Origin of the sequence: Pseudomonas sp. FSL R10-0056 (assembly GCF_009600105.1) — a bacterium.
In the GTDB taxonomy this organism is placed as follows: Bacteria; Pseudomonadota; Gammaproteobacteria; order Pseudomonadales; family Pseudomonadaceae; genus Aquipseudomonas; species Aquipseudomonas bubulae.
The window spans coordinates 1-20,168 of sequence record NZ_WIWL01000206.1 but is presented as its reverse complement, the minus strand read 5'-3'; the positions used below and the strand labels follow the sequence as shown (position 1 = coordinate 20,168).

Here is a 20,168-nt window from a genome sequence, read left to right as displayed (position 1 = left end):
GCGCGACCTGCAATAGCGTATTGCCTGCTCTGGATAGCTCCTTGAACTTGCCACCTGAACTTTCTGTCACGACGCCTGTGCGCCCCTCGGCTTGCCCGGGGTTACTGCGTATCGTCCAGGCAATGGATGGCGGTATCTGTCGGGTCAAGCTGGATGGCGGCGCGATTAACGCCGATCAGGCTCGCACGGTGGCAGATGTGGCTCAGCGGTATGCCAGTGGTGTGATCGAAGCGACCAACCGTGGCAATTTGCAAATCCGTGGTGTGGGGCCGCAGCACAGTGCATTGATTGCGCCCTTGCTGGCGGCCGGGCTTGGGCCTGCTACTGCCGCCAGTGACGACGTGCGCAACTTGATGCTCAGCCCGAGTGCCGGCATTGATCTGCAGATGCATATCGATACGTGGCCGCTGGCCCGGCAGATACTGGCCAGCCTGCAAAGCACGCCAAGGTTCACCGAGCTGTCGGCCAAGTTCGCCGTGCAACTGGATGGCGGCGAGGCCCTGGCCATGCTGGAGCATCCGCATGATCTGTGGTTGTCGGCATTTGTGCGTAATGGCCAGACGCTGTTGGCTTTTGGCCTGGCCGGGTGCCCGGCGCACGATTGCGCGTTGGCAGCCGTACCCGTGGAGTACGGGCATGAGCTGGTGTTGGCCGTGCTGATGCAGTTTCTGGATCTGGCGCGACCTGAGCAAACCCGCATGCGTCATCTGCTGGAGGAGGTCACCACTGAGTCATTTGTCGGGCAGCTGGCACAGCGAATCAGCGTGGCACTGTTGCCTGCTGGCGACTGGCAGTGCAGGGCCATCTCGGCGTCCATGCACCTCGGCATTTGGCCACAGCAAGCGCCTGGTCGGGTCTATATCGGCGGGGCGCCGGCACTGGGGCGGCTGGATGCGGCGATGCTCACGGGGTTGGCCGAGCTGGCCGAGCGCTACGGCGATGGCACTTTACGGTTCACGCCATGGCAGAGCGTCTTGTTGCCCAACATAGCGGCCGCTCAGGCCGCTGCGGTGATGAGCCAGTTGATGGTGCTCGGCTTGATCGTAGAGGCTGGCAACCCGCTGGCGCATCTGGTGGCCTGTACCGGCTCCAGTGCCTGTGCCAAAGGGCTGGCCGACACGAAGCATGATGCCCGTCAGTTGGCCGCGTTGCTGCCAAAGCCTTTGAATATTCACCTGACCGGCTGCCAGCGCTCCTGCGCGGCAGCCCACGTCGCGCCGGTCACTTTACTGGCCGTGGCGCCCGGTCATTACGACCTCTATTTACGCACCCCGGAGCACGCCGGTTTCGGTGTTCTGCGCGAGCGCAATCTTACAATTGAAGCGGCGGGCGCCTGGCTTGAGGCCCGCCAATGGAGCAACACCGATGATTGATTACATCCGCGATGGTCAAGAGATCTATCGCAATTCGTTCGCCATTATTCGTGCCGAGGCCAACCTCGACAGCATCCCGGCGGATCTCGAAAAACTGGCCGTGCGTGTGATCCACGCCTGCGGCATGGTCGATGCCATTGAAGACCTGCGTTTTTCGCCGGGTGCCGGCAAGGCCGGGCGTGATGCGCTGGCGGCAGGTGCTGCCATTCTGTGCGATGCGCGGATGGTTTCCGAAGGCGTCACCCGTACCCGTTTGCCGGCCAACAACCCGGTGATCTGCACCCTGCGCGAAGAAGGCGTACCCGAGTTGGCGCTGGAGAAGGGCAACACCCGTTCGGCGGTGGCCCTTGAGCATTGGCGCCCGTACCTGGAAGGCAGTGTGGTGGTGATCGGAAACGCGCCCACCGCGCTGTTTTACCTGCTGGAAATGATCGATGCCGGCGCTCCCAAGCCGGCACTGATCCTGGGCTTCCCGGTGGGCTTTGTCGGCGCCGCGGAATCCAAGGCCATGCTTGCGGCAGACAGCCGTGGTGTGCCGTTTGTGATCATGCAAGGCCGCCGTGGCGGTAGTGCGATGGCGGCTGCGGCCGTCAACGCCCTGGCCACGGAGATCGAATAATGGCGCAACCAGGACGTTTGATCGGTTTGGGCGTAGGCCCCGGCGACCCTGAGCTGATCACGGTTAAAGCCCTGCGCCTGCTGCGCGAATCGCCGGTGGTGGCGTATTTCGTGGCCAAGGGCAAGAAGGGCAATGCGTTCGGCATCATCGAAGCCCATCTGCAAGACGCGCAAACCCAGATGCCGCTGGTGTACCCGGTGACCACCGAGGTGTTGCCGGAGCCGTTGTCCTACGAGCAGGTGATCAGTGATTTCTACGATCAGGCTGCGGTTGAAGTGGCCGTGCATCTGGATGCCGGCCGTGATGTGGCAGTGATCTGCGAAGGTGATCCGTTCTTCTACGGCTCCTATATGTACCTGCACGACCGTCTGGCCCAGCGTTTTGAAGCACAAGTGGTACCGGGCGTGTGCTCGATGCTGGGCGGCGCTTCGGTATTGGGCGTGCCGTTGGTGTATCGCAACCAGAGCCTGTCGGTGCTCTCGGGTGTGCTGCCCCACGAAGAACTCAAGTCGCGGCTGGCGGTTGCCGATGCGGCAGTGATCATGAAGCTGGGGCGCAACTTTCATAAAGTGCGCGAAGTGCTGGGCGAGCTGGGGCTGGCCGAGCGGGCGTTGTATGTCGAGCGCGCCACCATGAGCAATCAGAAGATCGTGCCGCTCAATGAAGTGGAACCGATGTCTTCGCCGTATTTCTCGCTGATTATCGTCCCAGGCGAAAGGTGGCAGGGTTGAGTCGCCCGGCACCGGCCATTGTCATTCTGGGCAATGGCAGCCTGGACACTGCACGCCGTATCCAGCAGTTGCTGCCCGGCGCTTCTGTCCTCGGGCTGGCAGGGCGGGTAGACGGCGGTGATCGCAGTTACAGCGATTTCGGCGACACCCTGCGTCAGCTTTATCAGCAGGACACGCCGATTATTGCGCTATGCGCTGCGGGTATTGTGATCCGCACGCTGGCGCCGTTGCTGCTGGAAAAAGGCGCCGAGCCACCGGTACTGGCGGTTGCCGAAGACGCCAGCGCGGTGGTGCCGTTGCTGGGCGGGCTGGGTGGGGTGAATGATCTGGCGCGGGTCATTGCGGCGGGTCTGGGCATTGCTCCGGCGATCACCACCAGCGGCGAACTGCGCTTTGGCACCTGTCTGCTCAATCCGCCTGCGGGCTATGTGCTGGCCGATCTGGAGCTGGGCAAACGCTTTGTTTCGGACCTGCTGGCCGGCGAATCAGTGCGTATCGAAGGCGATGCGCCTTGGCTGGCGCGGGCGCAACTGCCCGAAAGCGGGCAGGCGCGTCTGGCGATCCATGTGGGCAGCGCCGAGCGCCTGCCAGTGGCAGACGAGTTGCTGATTTATTCGCGCAATGTACTGGCGCAGGTGTGTGCCGAGGTTTCGCCACAGTCAATCCTCGAATCGTTGTACCAGGCCGGGCTGGCACGTCAGTCGCTGGCGTGCATCGTCGCACCGGAAACCTTGATGGCCAGTGCAGCGCTGCGTGAAACGGCCCTTGAGCTGGCGGTTCCGTTGCGGTTTGTGGGCAGCGATGCAGCGTTGCTGCCTGTTGCCTGGTGTGAACCGGGCAATGGCGTGGTGCTGGGTGTTGCCGCGGCGCCGCTGGAACCTGAAACGATTGGCCGGGCCCGTGGCCGTCTGGCTGTAATTGGCCTGGGCCCCGGCGCTGCCGAACTGATGGTGCCTGCGGTCAAGGCCGAGCTGGCGCGGGCCAATGATGTGCTGGGTTATGAAACCTATGTGCGTATGGCTGGCCCGTTCCGCGACGATCAGGTGATGCATTGCACCGATAACCGCGAAGAGATGCAGCGCGCCCGCCACGCCTTCGAGCTGGCGGCGCAGGGGCGTTCGGTGGTGGTGGTGTCTTCGGGGGACCCTGGGGTTTTTGCCATGGCCGCGGCCGTGCTCGAAGCCTTGCATGAGTCTGTGGACCCGCAGTGGCACAGCGTCGATCTGGAGATCCTGCCGGGTGTGTCAGCTTCACTGGCAACGGCCGCGCAGGCCGGGGCGCCGCTGGGGCATGACTTCTGCGTGATGTCGCTGTCGGACAACCTCAAGCCGTGGAGCATTATTGAGAAGCGTCTGGACCTGGCTTGCGAGGCGGATCTGGCGTTGGCGTTCTACAACCCGATTTCCCGTTCACGGCCATGGCAGCTGGGCGTTGCGCTGGATATCGTCAGGCGCCATCGCACGCCGCAAACGCCGGTGGTGCTGGGTCGTGACATTGGCCGTCCGGGCCAGACCCTGCGCACCCTGACCCTGGGCGAGTTGACCCCGGAGCAGGTGGATATGCGCACCATGGTGCTGGTGGGGTCGTCGACGACGTGCACCTTTGCCCGTGCTGACGGCATGCAATGGGTGTACACGCCGCGCTGGTATGGCGAAAAACCCTGAGCCCTGTGGGGGCGAGCCTGCTCGCGAAGCGGCTGTCAGAGCCTTTCGCGAGCAGGCTCGCTCCCACAGTTCTGTGTGTTTTCAGGGGACCATATAGCCCCTGATCCCGGTAAAGATGATCTGCGCTGCAAGGGCGCAGACAAACAGGCCCATCAGGCGGCTGACGATCTGCAAACCCTGCTCACCGAGAATCCGTTCGATTCGGTTGGACAGGTAAAGCACCACGCCCACCGTCAGGCTGGCCAGGGCAATACTGACAATCGCCATCAGCTTGTCATCCCAGTGGGGCTGGCTGACGCCCATGACCAGCAACGCACCGATCGTGCCGGGCCCGACAGTGAGCGGGATGGTCAAGGGCACAATCGTCACGTCCTGCTGCACATTGTCTGTTTGCACCGCAGACTTGCCTTGGGCCATGCCCAGCGCCGAGATAAACAGCACGCTGCCGGCACCGATGCGGAATGCATCGACGGTGATGCCGAAGACGCTGAAGATCGTGCGCCCGAACAGGTACAGCAATACACTGGAGATCAGCGTGGCCAGGGCCACTTTCCAGGCCAGCCGGCGGCGTTCCTTGTTCGAGTAACCCCGGGTCAGGCTGATAAAGCACGACAGCACGAAAAACGGGCTGTAAAGCACCAGCATCTTCAAGTACACACTGAACAGCACATGGAGCATGGTCTGAGCTCACATCGATAGGGGGCGCCGAAAGTCTATCAGGGGGATTGGCTGTCTGTTAGGACAGTTGCGTACGGGATTGACGCAGCTCACGTTGTTCGACCCAAAACTCCACCAGTTCGCGCAGTTGCGACAGTTCCACGGGTTTGGACATATGCCCGTCCATACCGGCCTGCCGGGCGCGTTCCTTGTGTTCGGTAAGGATGTGGGCGGTCAGGGCGACAACCGGAGTTCGTACCCGCTGGTGGCTGACTTCCCAGGCGCGCAACTGCTCGGTGGCAGAAAACCCGTCGAGTACCGGCATCTCACAGTCCATCAGCACCAGGTCATAGCGCTGGGTCTTCATCGCCTTGAGCGCTTCGGCACCATTGCAGGCCGTGTCCGGGTTCAGGTTGAGCTTGCCCAGCATGCCGCGGATAACCTTGGTCGAGATATTGTTGTCTTCGGCCACCAGAATGCGGAAGTCGCCGGGCACGGAGACCGCAACGGCAGCGGGGCCATTGGCGGTGGTTTGTGCGGCGGCATGGCCTTTGTTGCGCTGGGTCAGTTCGTCCGCCAGGGTGGTCTTGAGGGTGTAGCCGGCCACCGGCTTGGCGAGGATGCGCTTGATCCCGCAGTTACGCGCAATGATCTTGCTAGGGGCATTACTGATACCGGTGAGCATGACCAGCAGGATGTCGTGATTGAGGCTCGGGTCTTCCTTGATCTTGGCGGCCAGTTGCATGCCGGTCATGCCGGGCATGTTCTGGTCCAGCAGGACGATGTCGAAGTAGTCTCGCAAGTGCGCCTTGGTGCGCAGCAAGGCCAGGGCTTCCTTGCCCGAGGCGGCGGCGCTGACATTCAAGCCCCAGGCGGAGCATTGCTGCACCAGCACTTTGCGGCAGGTGTCGTTGTCGTCCACCACCAGTACCCGCGCGCCTTTGAGCGGGCTGTCGAGGTCCGAGGTGGGGTGTTCCAGGTGTTGCGGGTCCAGGGGCAGGGTCAGCCACAGGTTGCTGCCGGTGGTTTGACCGGACTTTATGCCGAATTCGCCGCCCATCAGCATGATCAGCTGGCGGGCGATCACCAGCCCCAGGTGGCCGCCCAGGCGGGTGGCGGCAAGGAAGTTCTTGCTGTGCAGTTCGGCGTGCAACAGGGCGTCACGCTCCTGCTCATCCATCGGCTGGCCGGAGTCCTGGATGGCAATGCGCAAGCGTGGCGGGCCATTGCGCTCCTCAAGGGCCACGACGATCAGGATCTCACCCTCGTCGGTCTTTTTCAGGGAGCTTTCGAGCAGGCTGAGCAGGGTCTGGCGCAAGCGTGTGGGGTCGCCGCTGATCACCCGTGGCACTTGTGGCTGGATAAAGCTGATGAGTTCGACGTTCTGCTGTTCGGCCTTGGTGCGGAAGATGCTCAGGCAATCCTCGATCAGGGCATTGAGGTCGAACTGCACGTCATCCAGTTCGATCTGCCCTGACTCAAGCTTGGAGATGTCGAGGATTTCGTTGATCAGCGTGAGCAGCTCATTACCGGCGCTGTGGATGGTCTGTACGTAGTCGCGCTGCTTGACCGAAAGCGGTGTGCCCAGCAGCAGCTCGGTCATGCCCAGCACGCCGTTCATGGGGGTGCGGATTTCATGGCTGATCTTGGACAGGAACTCGGCCTTGGCATTGACTTCGGCCGTGCTGGCCGCCAGTTCGCGGCTGATGCTGAACTGGGCCTGGGTGATGCTGCGGTTGCGTTCGCTCAGGGCGAAGCTCATCAGCAAGCCGCTGATGCACACCACGCACATCAGCGCCAGCACCAGCTCCTGCGGTGCGATGAGGGTCAGGCCCAGCAGCGCCGGGAGAATCACCAGGGTGCCGATATTGAAAATCACCATCGCCATGGCAAACATGCGTGCCGGTTTGTAGCCCTTTTGCCAGTGGTAAACCGATACGGCCAGAATGCTGACACTTGCCAGTCCGACCAGGGCATAGGTAATGAGGTTCAGCGGCAGGTTGTCGATAAACAGCAGCAACAGGCCACCGAGGGCGATAATAAGAATGTCCAGCAGCAGCAGTTTGAGCAGCCGATGGGCACCGCGACTCGCGAAAAAACTATAGGTGAACATCAGCCCGCACGGCGCGGTCAGCAGCAGTGTCAGGTAGGCGCCCGGGGTTTGCAGGCTGTGCCACTGCCCCAGCCAGGGGTCGAGCAGGTTCAGGAACAACACTGAACTGGCCATGAGCAATGCTTCGCAGATCGCCAGCCACAGGCTGCTGGGCGAGCGGCTGAAGGCAAAGCGCACAATGTTGTGCAGCAACAGCATCGTCATGCAGCCCAGCAACAGGCCATAGAGCAGGGGCTTGCTCTGGCTGGCGGCCAGCATCACGGCAGTGTCGAGAGTAATGTGGGGGCGCAGCTGGTGGTCAGAGACCATGCGCAGGTAAACATCCAGCGGTTCGGCGCTTTGCGGCAGGGGCAGCAGGTAGTCACTGCTGGGTACCGGTTTGCGGTTGGTGGGCAATGCCGAGCCGGTGTTGATTTCGCTGATCAGTTTTTGATCATCGAATACATACATGTCCAGGCGCGCCAGGTCAGGGGCAAACAGCCGCAGGATCTGCTCGTGCTTGTCGGGTTGCAGGCGTACGCGCAGCCACAAGGCTTCGCCGGGTTCAGCAGCACCAATGCGGTCAAGGTCGACAGGGCTGAACTGGCTGGACAGGCGAGGGGAGCGTACATCGCTCAGTTGCAGGCTGGCCTGCGGGTCTGACAGAACAGACCAACTGGTCGCTGTAGCGGCTTGCGCAGGCATCATGCCAAGCACAGTGGCCAGTAGGGCGGCGGTAAAAGCTATGGCGATCCTGAGCCAGCGCACGGCGAAATCCCTTCATGGATTGAAGCTAGACGGTAACTATGCGCGGGCCTGGAACGGTTAGGCAAGGGCGCAGACGCCCCGCCTATCCGTATGGAGTGTTTACTCCTGAGGTTCACCACGTTCGCGAGCAATGGCACGGTAGCCGATATCGTTACGGTAGAAGCAACCCTCCCACTCGATGGCCTTGGCCAGCTCGTAAGCCTTGTGCTGTGCCGCTTCTACGGTGTCGCCCATGGCGGTTGCGCACAACACGCGACCCCCCGAGGTCACCACCTCACCGGCTTGATTGAGTGCAGTACCGGCATGGAACACTTTGCCTTCCAGCTTGGCGGCTGCGTCCAGACCCTGGATGACAGTACCTTTGGCGTAATCGCCAGGGTAGCCGCCGGCGGCCAGCACGATACCCAGGCTCGGGCGCGGATCCCATTGCGCTTCAACCTTGTCCAGCGCTTGAGCCAGAGCCGCTTCAACCAGCAGCACCAGGCTCGATTGCAGGCGCAGCATCACCGGTTGGGTTTCCGGATCGCCGAAGCGGCAGTTGAACTCGATCACTTTCGGGTTACCGGCCTTGTCGATCATCAGCCCTGCGTACAGGAAACCGGTGTAGACGTTGCCTTCTTCGGCCATGCCACGCACGGTTGGCCAGATGACCAGGTCCATGACGCGCTGATGAACGTCAGCGGTGACCACCGGGGCAGGGGAGTAAGCGCCCATGCCTCCGGTGTTCGGGCCGGTGTCGCCGTCGCCGACACGCTTGTGGTCCTGGCTGGTGGCCATCGGCAATACGTTCTTGCCGTCGACCATCACGATAAAGCTGGCTTCTTCGCCGTCGAGGAACTCTTCGATCACCACGCGCGAACCGGCTTCGCCAAAGGCGTTGCCTGCGAGCATGTCACGCACGGCGTCTTCGGCTTCGGCCAGGGTCATGGCAACGATAACGCCTTTACCTGCGGCCAGGCCGTCAGCCTTGATCACGATCGGCGCGCCGACTTTTTGCAGGTAAGCCAGAGCCGGTTCGATTTCGGTGAAGTTCTGGTAGTCGGCGGTCGGGATCTTGTGACGCGCCAGGAAGTCTTTGGTGAACGCCTTGGAGCCTTCCAGCTGGGCAGCGCCAGCGGTCGGGCCGAAGCAGTCCAGGCCACGGGAGCGGAACAGGTCAACCACACCGGCAACCAGCGGGACTTCCGGGCCCACGATGGTCAGGGAAACGTTTTTCTCGGCAAAGTCTGCCAGTTGCTCAAGGGCCAGCACGTCGATGGCGACGTTCTCGCATTTGGCTTCAATGGCGGTGCCGGCGTTGCCCGGGGCAACGAATACTTTGGCGACACGTGGGTCCTGAGCTACTTTCCAGGCCAGTGCGTGTTCGCGGCCACCGCTGCCAATGATCAAAACATTCATTTCAAAAACCTCGGATGACGCTGAATTCTGATGAGCACCACTGAGGTGCCTGAAGGCCGGGCTTTTGTGGGAGCCGGGCTTGCCCGCGATACAGGCACCTCGGTGTTTCAGACACTACCGAGGTGTTGCTGTCGCAGGCAAGCCAGCTCCCACAAAAGCCGGTGCCTACATGGGATCGTGCTGTTAGTGACGGAAGTGGCGCATGCCGGTGAACACCATGGCAATGCCCGCTTCGTCAGCGGCTGCAATCACTTCGTTGTCACGCATCGAGCCGCCTGGCTGGATCACGGCAGTGATACCGGCTTTGGCTGCGTTGTCGATGCCGTCACGGAACGGGAAGAATGCGTCCGATGCCATGACCGCGCCCTGCACTTGCAGGCCGGCGTGTTCAGCCTTGATCGCAGCGATACGGGCCGAGTTTACGCGGCTCATCTGGCCTGCGCCGACACCGATGGTCTGACGACCCTTGGCGTAAACAATGGCGTTGGACTTCACGTACTTGGCCACTTTCCAGGCAAAGATCAGGTCGTTGATCTCTTGCTCGCTCGGGGCGCGCTTGGTCACGACTTTCAGGTCTTCGCTGCCGATCATCTCGATGTCGCGGCTCTGTACCAGCAAACCGCCGTTAACGCGTTTGAAGTCCCAGGCCGGGGCGCGATCTTCGCTCCACTGGCCGCAGGCCAGCAGGCGCACGTTGGCTTTGGCGGCCACGATGGCGCGGGCTTCTTCGCTCACGGACGGGGCGATGATCACTTCAACGAACTGACGCTCGACAATGGCCTTGGCCGTTTCGGCGTCCAGCTCACGGTTGAAAGCGATAATGCCGCCGAAAGCCGACTCGGTATCCGTGGCGTATGCCAGCTCGTAGGCCTGGCGAATGCCGCCTTCGGCGTCCGGGCTGACGGCAACGCCGCACGGGTTGGCGTGCTTGACGATGACGCATGCCGGTTTGACAAAGCTTTTTACACATTCCAGCGCGGCATCGGTATCGGCCACGTTGTTGAACGACAGTTCCTTGCCTTGCAGCTGGGTTGCAGTGGCAATGCTGACTTCGGTCGGCTTGGCTTCAACGTAGAACGCCGCTTTCTGGTGCGGGTTCTCGCCGTAGCGCATTTCCTGGGCCTTGATGAACTGGCTGTTGAAGGTGCGCGGGAACAGGCCGCGGTCTTCGGTGCTCAGTGTTTCAGCGGCCTGGTTCACAGTGCCCAGGTAGTTGGCGATCATGCCGTCGTAGGCGGCAGTGTGTTCGAAGGCCTTGAGCATCAGGTCGAAACGCTGCGCGTAGGTCAGGCCGCCGGCCTTGAGGTTTTCCAGAACATTGGCGTAGTCGCTGGCATTGACCACGATGGCCACGTCTTTGTGGTTTTTCGCTGCCGAGCGAACCATGGTCGGGCCACCGATATCGATGTTCTCGATGGCAGTCGGCAGGTCGCAACCTGGTTTGGAGATGGTGGCTTCGAACGGGTAGAGGTTGACCGCGACCAGGTCGATCGGCTTGATGCCGTGCTCGTTCATGATGTCGTCGTCGATGCCGCGACGGCCCAGGATGCCGCCGTGGATTTTCGGATGCAGGGTTTTCACCCGACCGTCCATCATTTCTGCAAAGCCGGTGTAGTCCGCGACTTCAACAGCGGCCACACCGTTGTCTTGCAGCAGCTTGAAGGTACCGCCAGTGGACAGGATCTCGACGCCGAGGGCTTCCAGTTCACGGGCGAAATCAAGGATTCCGGTTTTGTCGGAAACGCTGATTAGAGCGCGGCGGATCGGCAGGCGGGTAGTCTGATCGGTCATCTCGATTTCCATCAAAAGCAAAGGAGTCAGCAAAAAAGGCGGCCTGTTTTATCAGGACGCCTTTCAGGTTTGATTGAATGCTTACAGCAGATCGTACTGTTTGAGCTTTTTGCGCAAGGTGCCGCGATTGAGGCCCAGCAGCTCGGAGGCCTTGGTCTGGTTGCCCTTGACGTAGTTCATGACGCACTCGAGAAGGGGAGCCTCGACTTCGGAAAGTACCAGGTTGTAGACGTCCGTGACTTCAGCGCCCTCCAGATGGGCGAAATAATTGTGCAGCGCCTTCTCGACACTCCCGCGAAGGGTCTGGCCTTCTTCGCTCGGTGTATTGAGGTGCTGTTTCAAGTTGACGTTGTCGCTCACGGGCGTTGTTCCACTCACTAATGTCTCGGTCATCATCGTCATGCGGCCACCCATCCTTCGTCCCCTGTCACCAGGCTCTTGTGTCGTTCGGCGAAAAACGCCTGAACGTTGGCGCATTGTGCTTCCGTATCTTCCAAACGATTGAAGTGGGCGCGAAACTCCTTGGCGCCCGGCAAGGTTGCCAGATACCACCCGACATGCTTACGGGCGATACGTACGCCCAGCACCTCCCCATAGAAGGTGTGCAATGCAGCCAGGTGCTCTAGCAGAATACGTTCCACTTCGATCATCTCCGGTGCCGGCAGCAGTTGCCCGGTACGCAGAAAGTGATCGACTTCGCGGAAAATCCAGGGCCGCCCCTGGGCCGCCCTGCCAATCAACAGTCCGTCAGCCCCGGTCGCGCTCAGCACGTGCAGGGCCTTTTGGGGTGAATCGATATCGCCGTTGGCAAACACCGGTATCGACACGGCCTGCTTGATCGCGGCAATGGTGTCGTACTCGGCATCACCGGTGTACAGGTCGGCACGGGTTCTGCCGTGCACCGCCAGTGCGCTGATCCCGGCTTGTTCGGCGATCTTTGCCACCGTGATGCCGTTCTTGTTGTCCCGGTCCCAGCCGGTGCGGATCTTCAGGGTAACCGGCACATCAACCGCAGCCACGACGGCCTGCAGGATCTCGTTTACCAGTGCTTCGTCTTTCAGCAACGCGGAGCCGGCGGCCTTGTTGCAGACCTTCTTTGCCGGGCAACCCATGTTGATATCAATAATCTGTGCGCCCAGCTCCACATTGGCTCTGGCGGCGTCTGCCAGCATTTGCGCATCACCGCCGGCGATCTGTACCGAGCGTGGCTCGGGATCACCGTCGTGAATCATGCGCAGGCGCGATTTGCGACTGTTCCAGAGACTCATGTCACTGGTGACCATTTCCGAAACAACCAGGCCTGCACCCATGCGTCGGCAAAGCTGACGAAAGGGCTGGTCGGTGACACCCGCCATGGGGGCGAGAATCAAACCGTTGTTCAATGTATATGGGCCGATGCGTACCGCCGACATAGGACTTCCCTGTTGTGGGGCCGGATCTTGGGAGTTCGAAAAAGGGTTGGCATGATACCCGCTCTCGATGACTGGTTAAAGCTGCAATTGAGTGAATTTTGAACAATAAGCAGCAAGTTTCAAGGGTCAAGCGGCAAGCCGGTGCGCTTTAAACGTGTCGGTTACAGCTTAAAGCTAGCAACTTGTGCGAAACCCGCTCATTCGGGCGAGTGAAAACTCAGGCTGTAGTTCACGGCCTTGGGGCCCGGGTCGAGGATGTCCAGAGCAATGTGGATAGGGGTTTGCGGTGGCATTTCGGCTTTGGCCAAGTCGCCGCTGAGGTATTCGCCAGGTTTAAACCGACGACTGGCGATCATTTTGCCGTTGAGATCGGCAAATCGCAGCTCCAGCAGCGGGAAGGGCTGAGAGAACGGTGCGCGATTGTAGAGGATTGCATCCACCACCAGCGCACCGGCGAATTCCGGATGACTGCGTACCACCAGATTGCTGCTCTTGATCCGGTCGATATCGACCTTGGAGGGCACCGTACAGCCGATCTGCGGGCACAGCTGCTGGAAGATCGGGCGGTACTGGTCCTGGCGTGCCAGTTCGTCGAAGTGGTTGGCAATGTACTGCCCGGCCAGTGCGGCTGCGGCCAGGAGTACCAGCAAGCTCCAGAGCAGGCGTTTGCCCCAGGGCGTACGGCGTTTTTGCCAGTCCAGCTGCAGCGGATCGTCCACCAGATCCATCAGCGGGTCTTCGCCCATGGCCGGTTCATTGCGTTTGCGTCTGTCCTTGCTGACGGGCGCAGGCTCAGGGAGTGCGTCGTCCTCGTCCTCGGTGGCAGACAGTCGTTCGCCTGTCAGCGGCGGTTCGAGGTCGTCGTCCAGGGAAAGCTGAAGCGGCGGGGTATCGTCGGGTTCATCGAGGTCCAGTGACAATGACGGCTCGGTGCGTCCGGTTTGCGCAATCTCGGCGGCTTGCCCGGCAACCTTGGCGGATTCGGCGCGGTCTGCCGCAGATTCGCTGAACAGGCTGTCTGACCACTCACCTTCTTCTGCGTCAGAGGTTTCGCGACGAGCGCTTAGCGACGTGGTTTTGGGCTTGTGCGGTTGGCCAAAGCTTTTGCTGGGCTGGATTTCACGCTCTTCGAGCTTGGCCAGTTCTTCGTCCAGATCCAGATGGTCGAGATCGATCGTGCTGGTCTGCCACGGTGCCGGGTTGACCGGCACGGTTGGGGCAGGTGCTTCGACAGGGGCAGGTTCGATCACTTCGGGTGCGGCGACGACGGGCATCTCCACGGCGGGCGGCTGCCCTGTTTCAGTGCTCTGGTTCAGCAGCTGCTGCGCGGCATTGAACACTTGCAGGCAGGCGCCACAGCGCACCACACCGCGCGCCATGCCCAATTGGGCATGGCTGACGCGAAAACTGGTCTGGCAATGTGGGCACTGGGTAACGAAGCTATCGCTCATGCGGCCATCCGGATTGGGCATGGTTTCATTCTAGCGCCGACGGCCGCTGATGCGCACCCAGCCATCGCGATTGGCAATCGGGTCCAGATCGAAGTCCTGGGCGTAAGCGGCGGCCACTTCTTCGCCCTGTTCGGCGAGGATGCCCGACAGTGCCAGGCGACCACCCGGTTTGACCAGGCTCGACAGTTGCGGGGCCAAAGCAACCAGTGGGCCGGCGAGGATGTTGGCGACCACGACATCGGCCTGCACTTGTGGCATGTCTTGCGGCAGGTACAGCGGGAACAGGGCCGGGTCGATGCCGTTGCGGTTGGCGTTGTCGCGTGAGGCTTCCAGCGCCTGCACGTCGATATCGGTGCCGACGGCTTCCTTGGCTCCCAGCAACAGGGCTGCGATGGCGAGGATGCCCGAGCCGCAGCCGAAGTCCAGCACGTTGCAGTCTTTCAGGTCCTGACCGTCCAGCCATTCCAGGCACAGGGCGGTGGTCGGGTGGGTGCCGGTGCCGAAAGCCAGGCCCGGATCGAGCAGCAGGTTGACGGCATCCGGCTCGGGAGCCGCGTGCCAGCTTGGCACGATCCACAGGCGCTGGCCAAAACGCATCGGGTGGAAATTGTCCATCCAGCTGCGTTCCCAGTCCTGGTCTTCGATCACTTCGGCGTGATGCTCAGGCAGTGGCGAACCGGTCAGCAGTTCCAGATGGGAGAGTACGAGTTCGGCTTCGGTGCCGCCTTCGAACAGTGCCAGCAAATGGGTGTGCGACCACAGCGGGGTGGTGTTGAGCTCAGGTTCGAAGATCGGTTGGTCTTCGGCGTCCATGAACGTAACCGAAACGGCACCGACTTCGAGGAACGCGTCTTCGTAGGTTTCGGCTTGTTCCGGGCTGATGGCGAGGCGTACTTGCAGCCAAGGCATGGCGGGCACCTTTGAAAAATTGGAGTGTGCAGCCGGTCGGGCCGCGAGAAGCGCGCAAGTTTACGCGAGCGTAGGCATGGGGGGTAATCAAAAAACGATGAATGCAACGGATCCCTGGTGGGAGCGGGCTTGCTCGCGATACAGGCGACCTGGTCTGGCAGGTTGGCCCGTGTGAGGTCATCGCGAGCAAGCCCGCTCCCACAAGGGCAGTTACCTGCCTTGCAGAAACAACAAAGCCGCTCGAAAGCGGCTTTGTTGATCAGAATACAAACTTACTGGTTAGCCAGTTTGTGTTCCAGGTAGTGAATGTTGACGCCGCCTTTGCAGAAGCCTTCGTCATTCACCAGATCACGGTGCAACGGGATGTTGGTTTTGATCCCGTCGACCACGATTTCGTCCAGGGCATTGCGCATGCGCGCCATGGCTTCGTCACGGGTCGAGCCCCAGGTGATCAGCTTGCCGATCAGGGAGTCGTAGTTGGACGGAACCTTGTAGCCGCTGTACAGGTGCGAATCGACGCGAACGCCGTTGCCGCCCGGAGCGTGGAAGTGCTTGACCATGCCAGGGCTCGGCATGAACGTCGCCGGGTCTTCCGCGTTGATCCGGCACTCCAGCGAGTGACCGTGAATGTTCACGTCAGCCTGGGTGAAGGACAGCTTGTTGCCGGCTGCGATGCTCAACATCTCTTTGAGGATGTCGATGCCAGTGACCATTTCGGACACCGGGTGCTCTACTTGCACACGAGTGTTCATCTCGATGAAGTAGAAACGACCGTTCTCGTACAGGAACTCGAAAGTACCCGCGCCGCGGTAGTTGATGTCTACACAGGCCTGTACGCAACGTGCCAGAACTTCGGCGCGTGCGGTTTCGTCGATGCCCGGTGCCGGAGCTTCTTCCAGCACTTTCTGGTGACGACGTTGCAGCGAGCAATCGCGGTCGCCCAGGTGGATGGCATTGCCCTGGCCGTCGGAAATGACCTGAACTTCCACGTGACGCGGATTGGTCAGGTATTTCTCGAGATAGACCATCGGGTTGCTGAACCAGGCGCCGGCTTCTTCGCGGGTCTGTTTGGCAGCTTCGATCAGGTCTTCTTCACGGTGCACAACGCGCATACCGCGACCACCACCGCCGCCAGCGGCCTTGATGATTACCGGATAGCCGACTTCACGGCCAATGCGCAATGCGGTTTCAGGGTCTTCCGGCAGCGGGCCGTCAGAACCTGGAACGGTCGGAACGCCTGCTGCGATCATGGCGTGCTTGGCCGATACCTTGTCGCCCATCAGGCGAATGGTGTCGGCTTTCGGGCCGATGAAGGCAAAACCGGATTTCTCGACCTGTTCGGCGAAGTCGGCGTTTTCAGCCAAAAAGCCGTAGCCCGGGTGAATCGCCGTGGCACCGGTCACTTCCGCGGCCGCGATGATGGCCGGAATGTGCAGGTAAGACAGGTTGGCCGGTGCCGGACCGATGCAGACGGTTTCGTCTGCCAGGCCCAGGTGCATCAGCTCTTTGTCGGCAGTGGAGTACACCGCGACAGTCTTGATCCCCATTTCCTTGCACGCCCGCAGGATGCGCAAAGCAATCTCGCCACGGTTGGCGATCAGGACTTTTTCCAGCTTCTGAGGCTTCAACATCGTTGGCTCCCCGTGGTTCAAACGATGGTGAACAGCGGTTGGTCGAACTCAACCGGCTGACCGTTTTCTACCAGGATGGATTCGATAACACCGGCTTTTTCGGCGGTGATGTGGTTCATCATTTTCATCGCTTCCACGATGCAAATGGTGTCGCCGACCTTGACGGTCTGGCCCACTTCAACGAAGGCAGGCGAGGTAGGCGCCGGGGTGCGGTAGAAGGTACCGACCATTGGCGACTTGACCACAAAACCGTTCAGTTTCGGTGCAGCAGGCGCTTCGGTCACGGTGGCAACCGGGGCAACAGCCACTGGCGCTGCAGCAGGCGCTTGCATTGGGGCTGGCGCGTAGTACTGCTGGGCAGGTGTCTTGCTGTGACGGCTGATACGTACGGACTCTTCGCCTTCTTTGATTTCCAGCTCGTCGATGCCGGACTCTTCCAGCAGCTCGATCAGTTTCTTAACTTTACGGATATCCATGAATCGTCAACTCCCAATGGGTCGGTCAGGGGCGTTTAGCTTGTAGTTCAAGCTGTTCCAGGGCGGCCTCCAAGGCCAGTCGATAACCGCTGGCGCCAAGGCCGCAGATCACACCTACCGCAACGTCGGAGAAGTAGGAGTGATGGCGGAAAGGTTCGCGTTTGTGCACGTTAGACAAATGCACTTCGATGAATGGGATGCTCACCGCCAGCAGCGCGTCACGTAATGCCACGCTGGTGTGGGTAAAAGCCGCCGGGTTGATCAGAATAAAATCCACGCCTTCGTTGCGGGCAGCGTGTACGCGGTCGATCAATTCATACTCGGCGTTGCTTTGCAGGTAGAGCAAATGGTGGCCGGCATCACGGGCCCTTTGTTCCAGATCCTGATTGATTTGCGCCAGGGTGGTAGCGCCGTAGACGCCCGGCTCGCGGGTGCCGAGCAGGTTCAGGTTGGGGCCGTGTAGTACCAGGAAAGTCGCCATCTGCTGTTCCTTATTATCTGTGTGCAGTTGTCAGTGCCGGGCGACTATGCCGAAAAGCGGATTCGCTGTCCAGTTAACTGCAATAGCCAGCACGATGACCGATGTTCGCGAAAAGTTTGTGACTGAGGCTCTAGATCTGGTCATTCGCGATCGCAACACGTTCGGCGAAGTCCGCGGCATTGATCTCGCCGATGACCCGTTGGTCACTTATTTCGGCTCCCTCCTTGCCGAAGAACATCAGTGCCGGAGGGCCGAACAATTTGTAGTGATCGAGCAGGGCGCGTTGTTCGGCATTGCTGGCAGTCATATCGAAACGCACCAGTCGGTAACCCTTGAGCAGATCCAGCACCCTGGGGTTATTCAGCACCTCATGTTCGATCACTTTGCAACTGATGCACCAGTCGGCGTACCAGTCCAGCAACAGTGGTTGCCCAGCGGCTTTGGCCTGGGCCAGTGCGCTGTCCAGTTCGGCCGGGGTGCTGACAGTGAGCCATTGGCCTGCTGGTACTGCAGAACCATTTGCGGCGCTGGCAACCGGTTGGGAATGGCCGATGGGGTTGAGCGGATCGCTCTGACCGCTCAGGGCGCCAAACCAGCAGGCCAGGGCATAGATCAGTAAAAACAGGCCCAGCAGTTGAGCCAGACGCTGGCGCGGGGCTTTGCTGGTGAACTCGAGGGTGCCAAGGAACAAACTGACACCCGCCGCCAGCGCGCCGATCAGCAGCAGCGTGACCGGCCCGGGCAGCACGCGGCTGAGCAGGCCGATTGCCAGGCCGAGCAGCAGTACGCCAATCGCGTTTTTCACACTGACCAGCCACGGTCCGCTTTTTGGCAGCCAGGCCGCACCACCGGTTGCGACCAACAGCAACGGTGCGCCCATCCCCAGGCCCAGGGCGAACAGCTTCAAGCCGCCACCCAGCGCATCGCCACTGGCGCTGATGTACAGCAGCGCCCCGGCCAGCGGCGCCGATACACAAGGAGAAACCAGCAGGCTGGAGACCACGCCCAGCACCGCCGCGCCCCACAGCGAGCCACCCTGGGTGCGATTGGCGACACGGTCGAGGCGATTGCTGATGGCTTGCGGCAGTTTCAGTTCAAATACACCGAACATGGCGAGGGCGAAAATGGCGAAGAACAGTGCGAAAGGCACCAGCACCCACACCGATTGCAAACGTGCCTGCAAATTGAGTTGCGCACCGAACATGCCCATCAAGGCGCCCAGCAGGGCAAAGCAGGCCGCCATCGGCAACACGTAGGCCAGCGACAGGCTGAAACCGCGCAGCCCGCCCACCTGGCCGCGCAACACCACGCCCGACAGAATCGGCAGCATCGGCAGTACGCAGGGAGTAAATGTCAGGCCCAGGCCAGCGAGGAAAAACAGCGCCAGTTCGCGCCAGCTCCACGCTGTTGCCGGTTCGCCGGTGCTGGTGGCTGTGCCGCCATCGATGCTCAGGCGCTCGGTTTCCGGCGGGTAGCACAGGCCCTTGTCGGCACAGCCCTGGTAGGTGACCACCAGAGTGAAGGGGCGCTGGTCTTTGGCCGGGCGCGGGATATCGACGTCAAGAATGCCGTGATAGACCTCGACATCGCCAAAGTACTCATCGTGTTTGGCTTCGCCGGGGGGCAGTTGCGCGGTGCCCAGGGCGATATCGGCGGGTTCGGTCTTGAAGGCGAACTTGTGCCGGTACAGGTAATAGCCTTCGGTGGGCACGAAGCGCAGCTTGATCGACTCGGGTGTGCTGCTGATGAGGTTGAGCTTGAAGGCTTCGCGTACTGGCAGAAAGTCGCTGCTGTTGTTGATGGCGCCCAGGGTTGCGCTGGGGCGGTTATCCAGCAAGCCCGCGCCCATGGCAGGCACGGCAAACAGCAGACACAGGAGCAAAAGCAGGCGGCGCATAGGAATCTCGCAAATCAAACGTGCGGGCATGATAGCGCGGTGCATGGATTGGGTGCAGCAACCCCTGTTGTAGGCGGAAGTTGTGGGAGCGGGCTTGCTCGCGATGCGGGCGGCACGGTCTGCCTGCATGACCGCAGTGATGCAATCGCGGGCAAGCCCGCTCCCACAGGGTGTGCGGGGTTACACCCGGAAGGCCTGTACCGCGGTGTTGAGCTGCGAGCCCAGTTCGAGCAATTGCTGGCTCTGGTCGCGGGCAATGCCGATACGTTGCAGGTTTTCGTCCCCCAGTACGTGAATCCGTTCACCGTGATCGCGGATCTCACCGACCGCCCCCGTCTGCTGCGCGGTAACGTCGGCGATGCGTACGGCGGTAGTGGAGATGGTGGCAATCGCCCCGACAATTTCATCCAGTGCCCCATCTGCGTCCTGGGCTTGCTGGGCGGTGGCCCGGGCGTGGGTCACTTGTGCGCGGATGCCCTCAACCGATTGGCGGGCGGCCAGTTGCAGGCCGCCAATCAGGGTCTGGATTTCGTTGGTCGCGCCTGCGGTGCGCTGTGCCAGCGAGCGCACTTCTTCCGCGACCACGGCAAAGCCGCGGCCCATTTCACCGGCGCGGGCCGCTTCGATAGCGGCATTCAGGGCCAGCAGGTTGGTCTGGTCGGCAATCGATCGAATCACCGTCAACACGCCACCGATGGTGGCCGATTCTTCGGCCAGGCGTTCGATGGTTTGCGCGTTACCTTGTACTTCACCGACCAGGGCATGCAGCCCGGTCAGGCTCTGGCCAATCACCCGTTGCCCCTGGGCCACCGCAAGGC

At 61.2% G+C, this 20,168-nt stretch carries 16 protein-coding genes and 1 pseudogene; 4 read left to right on the top strand and 13 right to left on the bottom strand.

Going from position 1 to position 20,168, the window contains the following annotated elements:
- Positions 1-41: 41 nt before the first annotated feature.
- Genes cobG through cobJ form a run of 4 tightly spaced genes read left to right on the top strand, consistent with a single transcriptional unit; the run spans position 42 to position 4,387 of the window.
- Positions 42-1,373, top strand: coding sequence for a precorrin-3B synthase (cobG, locus tag GHO42_RS19585; RefSeq protein ID WP_301448596.1), 1,332 nt, complete (start codon positions 42-44; stop codon positions 1,371-1,373).
- A complete protein-coding gene (locus GHO42_RS19580) occupies positions 1,366-1,992 on the top strand; it encodes a precorrin-8X methylmutase (RefSeq protein ID WP_016783380.1) in 627 nt (208 codons plus the stop codon). Before cobG ends, GHO42_RS19580 begins: the two co-directional genes overlap by 8 nt.
- Entirely contained in the window at positions 1,992-2,723 is a 732-nt protein-coding gene (locus tag GHO42_RS19575; protein ID WP_086798974.1) for a precorrin-2 C(20)-methyltransferase, read from the top strand. Before GHO42_RS19580 ends, GHO42_RS19575 begins: the two co-directional genes overlap by 1 nt.
- Positions 2,720-4,387 (top strand): precorrin-3B C(17)-methyltransferase, encoded by a 1,668-nt coding sequence (gene cobJ / locus GHO42_RS19570; protein ID WP_133144726.1) that lies wholly within the window; start codon positions 2,720-2,722, stop codon positions 4,385-4,387. The genes GHO42_RS19575 and cobJ overlap by 4 nt, the downstream gene beginning before the upstream one ends.
- An 81-nt stretch (positions 4,388-4,468) precedes the next feature.
- Here the strand turns inward: cobJ and GHO42_RS19565 are convergent, their stop codons facing one another.
- From GHO42_RS19565 to GHO42_RS19505, 13 genes and pseudogenes are all read right to left on the bottom strand, one after another.
- A complete protein-coding gene (locus tag GHO42_RS19565; RefSeq protein ID WP_095001023.1) occupies positions 4,469-5,065 on the bottom strand; it encodes a MarC family protein in 597 nt (198 codons plus the stop codon).
- Between the two features lie 58 nt (positions 5,066-5,123).
- Complete coding sequence (locus GHO42_RS19560) at positions 5,124-7,904, bottom strand: hybrid sensor histidine kinase/response regulator (protein WP_095001024.1); 2,781 nt, start codon at positions 7,902-7,904, stop codon at positions 5,124-5,126.
- A 99-nt stretch (positions 7,905-8,003) separates the two neighbouring features.
- Positions 8,004-9,302, bottom strand: coding sequence for a phosphoribosylamine--glycine ligase (gene purD, locus GHO42_RS19555; protein WP_095001025.1), 1,299 nt, complete (start codon positions 9,300-9,302; stop codon positions 8,004-8,006).
- Between the two features lie 183 nt (positions 9,303-9,485).
- Positions 9,486-11,093: a bifunctional phosphoribosylaminoimidazolecarboxamide formyltransferase/IMP cyclohydrolase gene (gene purH / locus GHO42_RS19550; RefSeq protein ID WP_095019746.1), complete on the bottom strand. Its 1,608-nt coding sequence runs from the start codon at positions 11,091-11,093 to the stop codon at positions 9,486-9,488.
- A gap of 81 nt (positions 11,094-11,174) precedes the next feature.
- Positions 11,175-11,495, bottom strand: coding sequence for a DNA-binding transcriptional regulator Fis (fis, locus tag GHO42_RS19545; protein ID WP_003439210.1), 321 nt, complete (start codon positions 11,493-11,495; stop codon positions 11,175-11,177).
- The gene (gene dusB, locus GHO42_RS19540) at positions 11,492-12,505 is read right to left on the bottom strand and encodes a tRNA dihydrouridine synthase DusB (RefSeq protein ID WP_095020812.1); all 1,014 of its coding nucleotides are present in this window, start codon (positions 12,503-12,505) and stop codon (positions 11,492-11,494) included. The genes fis and dusB overlap by 4 nt, the downstream gene beginning before the upstream one ends.
- Positions 12,506-12,702: 197 nt before the next feature.
- Positions 12,703-13,956 (bottom strand): DUF3426 domain-containing protein, encoded by a 1,254-nt coding sequence (locus GHO42_RS19535; protein ID WP_153328521.1) that lies wholly within the window; start codon positions 13,954-13,956, stop codon positions 12,703-12,705.
- Positions 13,957-13,986: 30 nt separating this feature from the next.
- Positions 13,987-14,865 (bottom strand): 50S ribosomal protein L11 methyltransferase, encoded by an 879-nt coding sequence (gene prmA, locus GHO42_RS19530; RefSeq protein ID WP_095019748.1) that lies wholly within the window; start codon positions 14,863-14,865, stop codon positions 13,987-13,989.
- 272 nt (positions 14,866-15,137) lie between these two features.
- Complete coding sequence (accC, locus tag GHO42_RS19525) at positions 15,138-16,496, bottom strand: acetyl-CoA carboxylase biotin carboxylase subunit (RefSeq protein WP_095001029.1); 1,359 nt, start codon at positions 16,494-16,496, stop codon at positions 15,138-15,140.
- 17 nt (positions 16,497-16,513) lie between these two features.
- A complete protein-coding gene (gene accB / locus GHO42_RS19520) occupies positions 16,514-16,972 on the bottom strand; it encodes an acetyl-CoA carboxylase biotin carboxyl carrier protein (RefSeq protein WP_095001030.1) in 459 nt (152 codons plus the stop codon).
- Positions 16,973-16,997: 25 nt separating this feature from the next.
- A complete protein-coding gene (gene aroQ, locus GHO42_RS19515; protein WP_048360251.1) occupies positions 16,998-17,453 on the bottom strand; it encodes a type II 3-dehydroquinate dehydratase in 456 nt (151 codons plus the stop codon).
- A gap of 130 nt (positions 17,454-17,583) precedes the next feature.
- Complete coding sequence (locus tag GHO42_RS19510; RefSeq protein ID WP_153328519.1) at positions 17,584-19,350, bottom strand: protein-disulfide reductase DsbD; 1,767 nt, start codon at positions 19,348-19,350, stop codon at positions 17,584-17,586.
- A gap of 180 nt (positions 19,351-19,530) precedes the next feature.
- A pseudogene (locus GHO42_RS19505) lies at positions 19,531-20,043 on the bottom strand (methyl-accepting chemotaxis protein); the annotation flags it as partial.
- Positions 20,044-20,168: the final 125 nt, after the last annotated feature.

Coding starts and splice junctions, on each gene's coding strand:
- prmA (WP_095019748.1), bottom strand. CDS start 14,865: ATGCCTTGGCTGCAAGTACGCCTCGCCATCAGCCCGGAACAAGCCGAA.
- purD (WP_095001025.1), bottom strand. CDS start 9,302: ATGAATGTTTTGATCATTGGCAGCGGTGGCCGCGAACACGCACTGGCC.
- fis (WP_003439210.1), bottom strand. CDS start 11,495: ATGACGATGATGACCGAGACATTAGTGAGTGGAACAACGCCCGTGAGC.
- GHO42_RS19510 (WP_153328519.1), bottom strand. CDS start 19,350: ATGCGCCGCCTGCTTTTGCTCCTGTGTCTGCTGTTTGCCGTGCCTGCC.
- aroQ (WP_048360251.1), bottom strand. CDS start 17,453: ATGGCGACTTTCCTGGTACTACACGGCCCCAACCTGAACCTGCTCGGC.
- accB (WP_095001030.1), bottom strand. CDS start 16,972: ATGGATATCCGTAAAGTTAAGAAACTGATCGAGCTGCTGGAAGAGTCC.
- GHO42_RS19575 (WP_086798974.1), top strand. CDS start 1,992: ATGGCGCAACCAGGACGTTTGATCGGTTTGGGCGTAGGCCCCGGCGAC.
- purH (WP_095019746.1), bottom strand. CDS start 11,093: ATGACCGATCAGACTACCCGCCTGCCGATCCGCCGCGCTCTAATCAGC.
- GHO42_RS19535 (WP_153328521.1), bottom strand. CDS start 13,956: ATGAGCGATAGCTTCGTTACCCAGTGCCCACATTGCCAGACCAGTTTT.
- GHO42_RS19580 (WP_016783380.1), top strand. CDS start 1,366: ATGATTGATTACATCCGCGATGGTCAAGAGATCTATCGCAATTCGTTC.
- accC (WP_095001029.1), bottom strand. CDS start 16,496: ATGTTGAAGCCTCAGAAGCTGGAAAAAGTCCTGATCGCCAACCGTGGC.
- dusB (WP_095020812.1), bottom strand. CDS start 12,505: ATGTCGGCGGTACGCATCGGCCCATATACATTGAACAACGGTTTGATT.
- GHO42_RS19565 (WP_095001023.1), bottom strand. CDS start 5,065: ATGCTCCATGTGCTGTTCAGTGTGTACTTGAAGATGCTGGTGCTTTAC.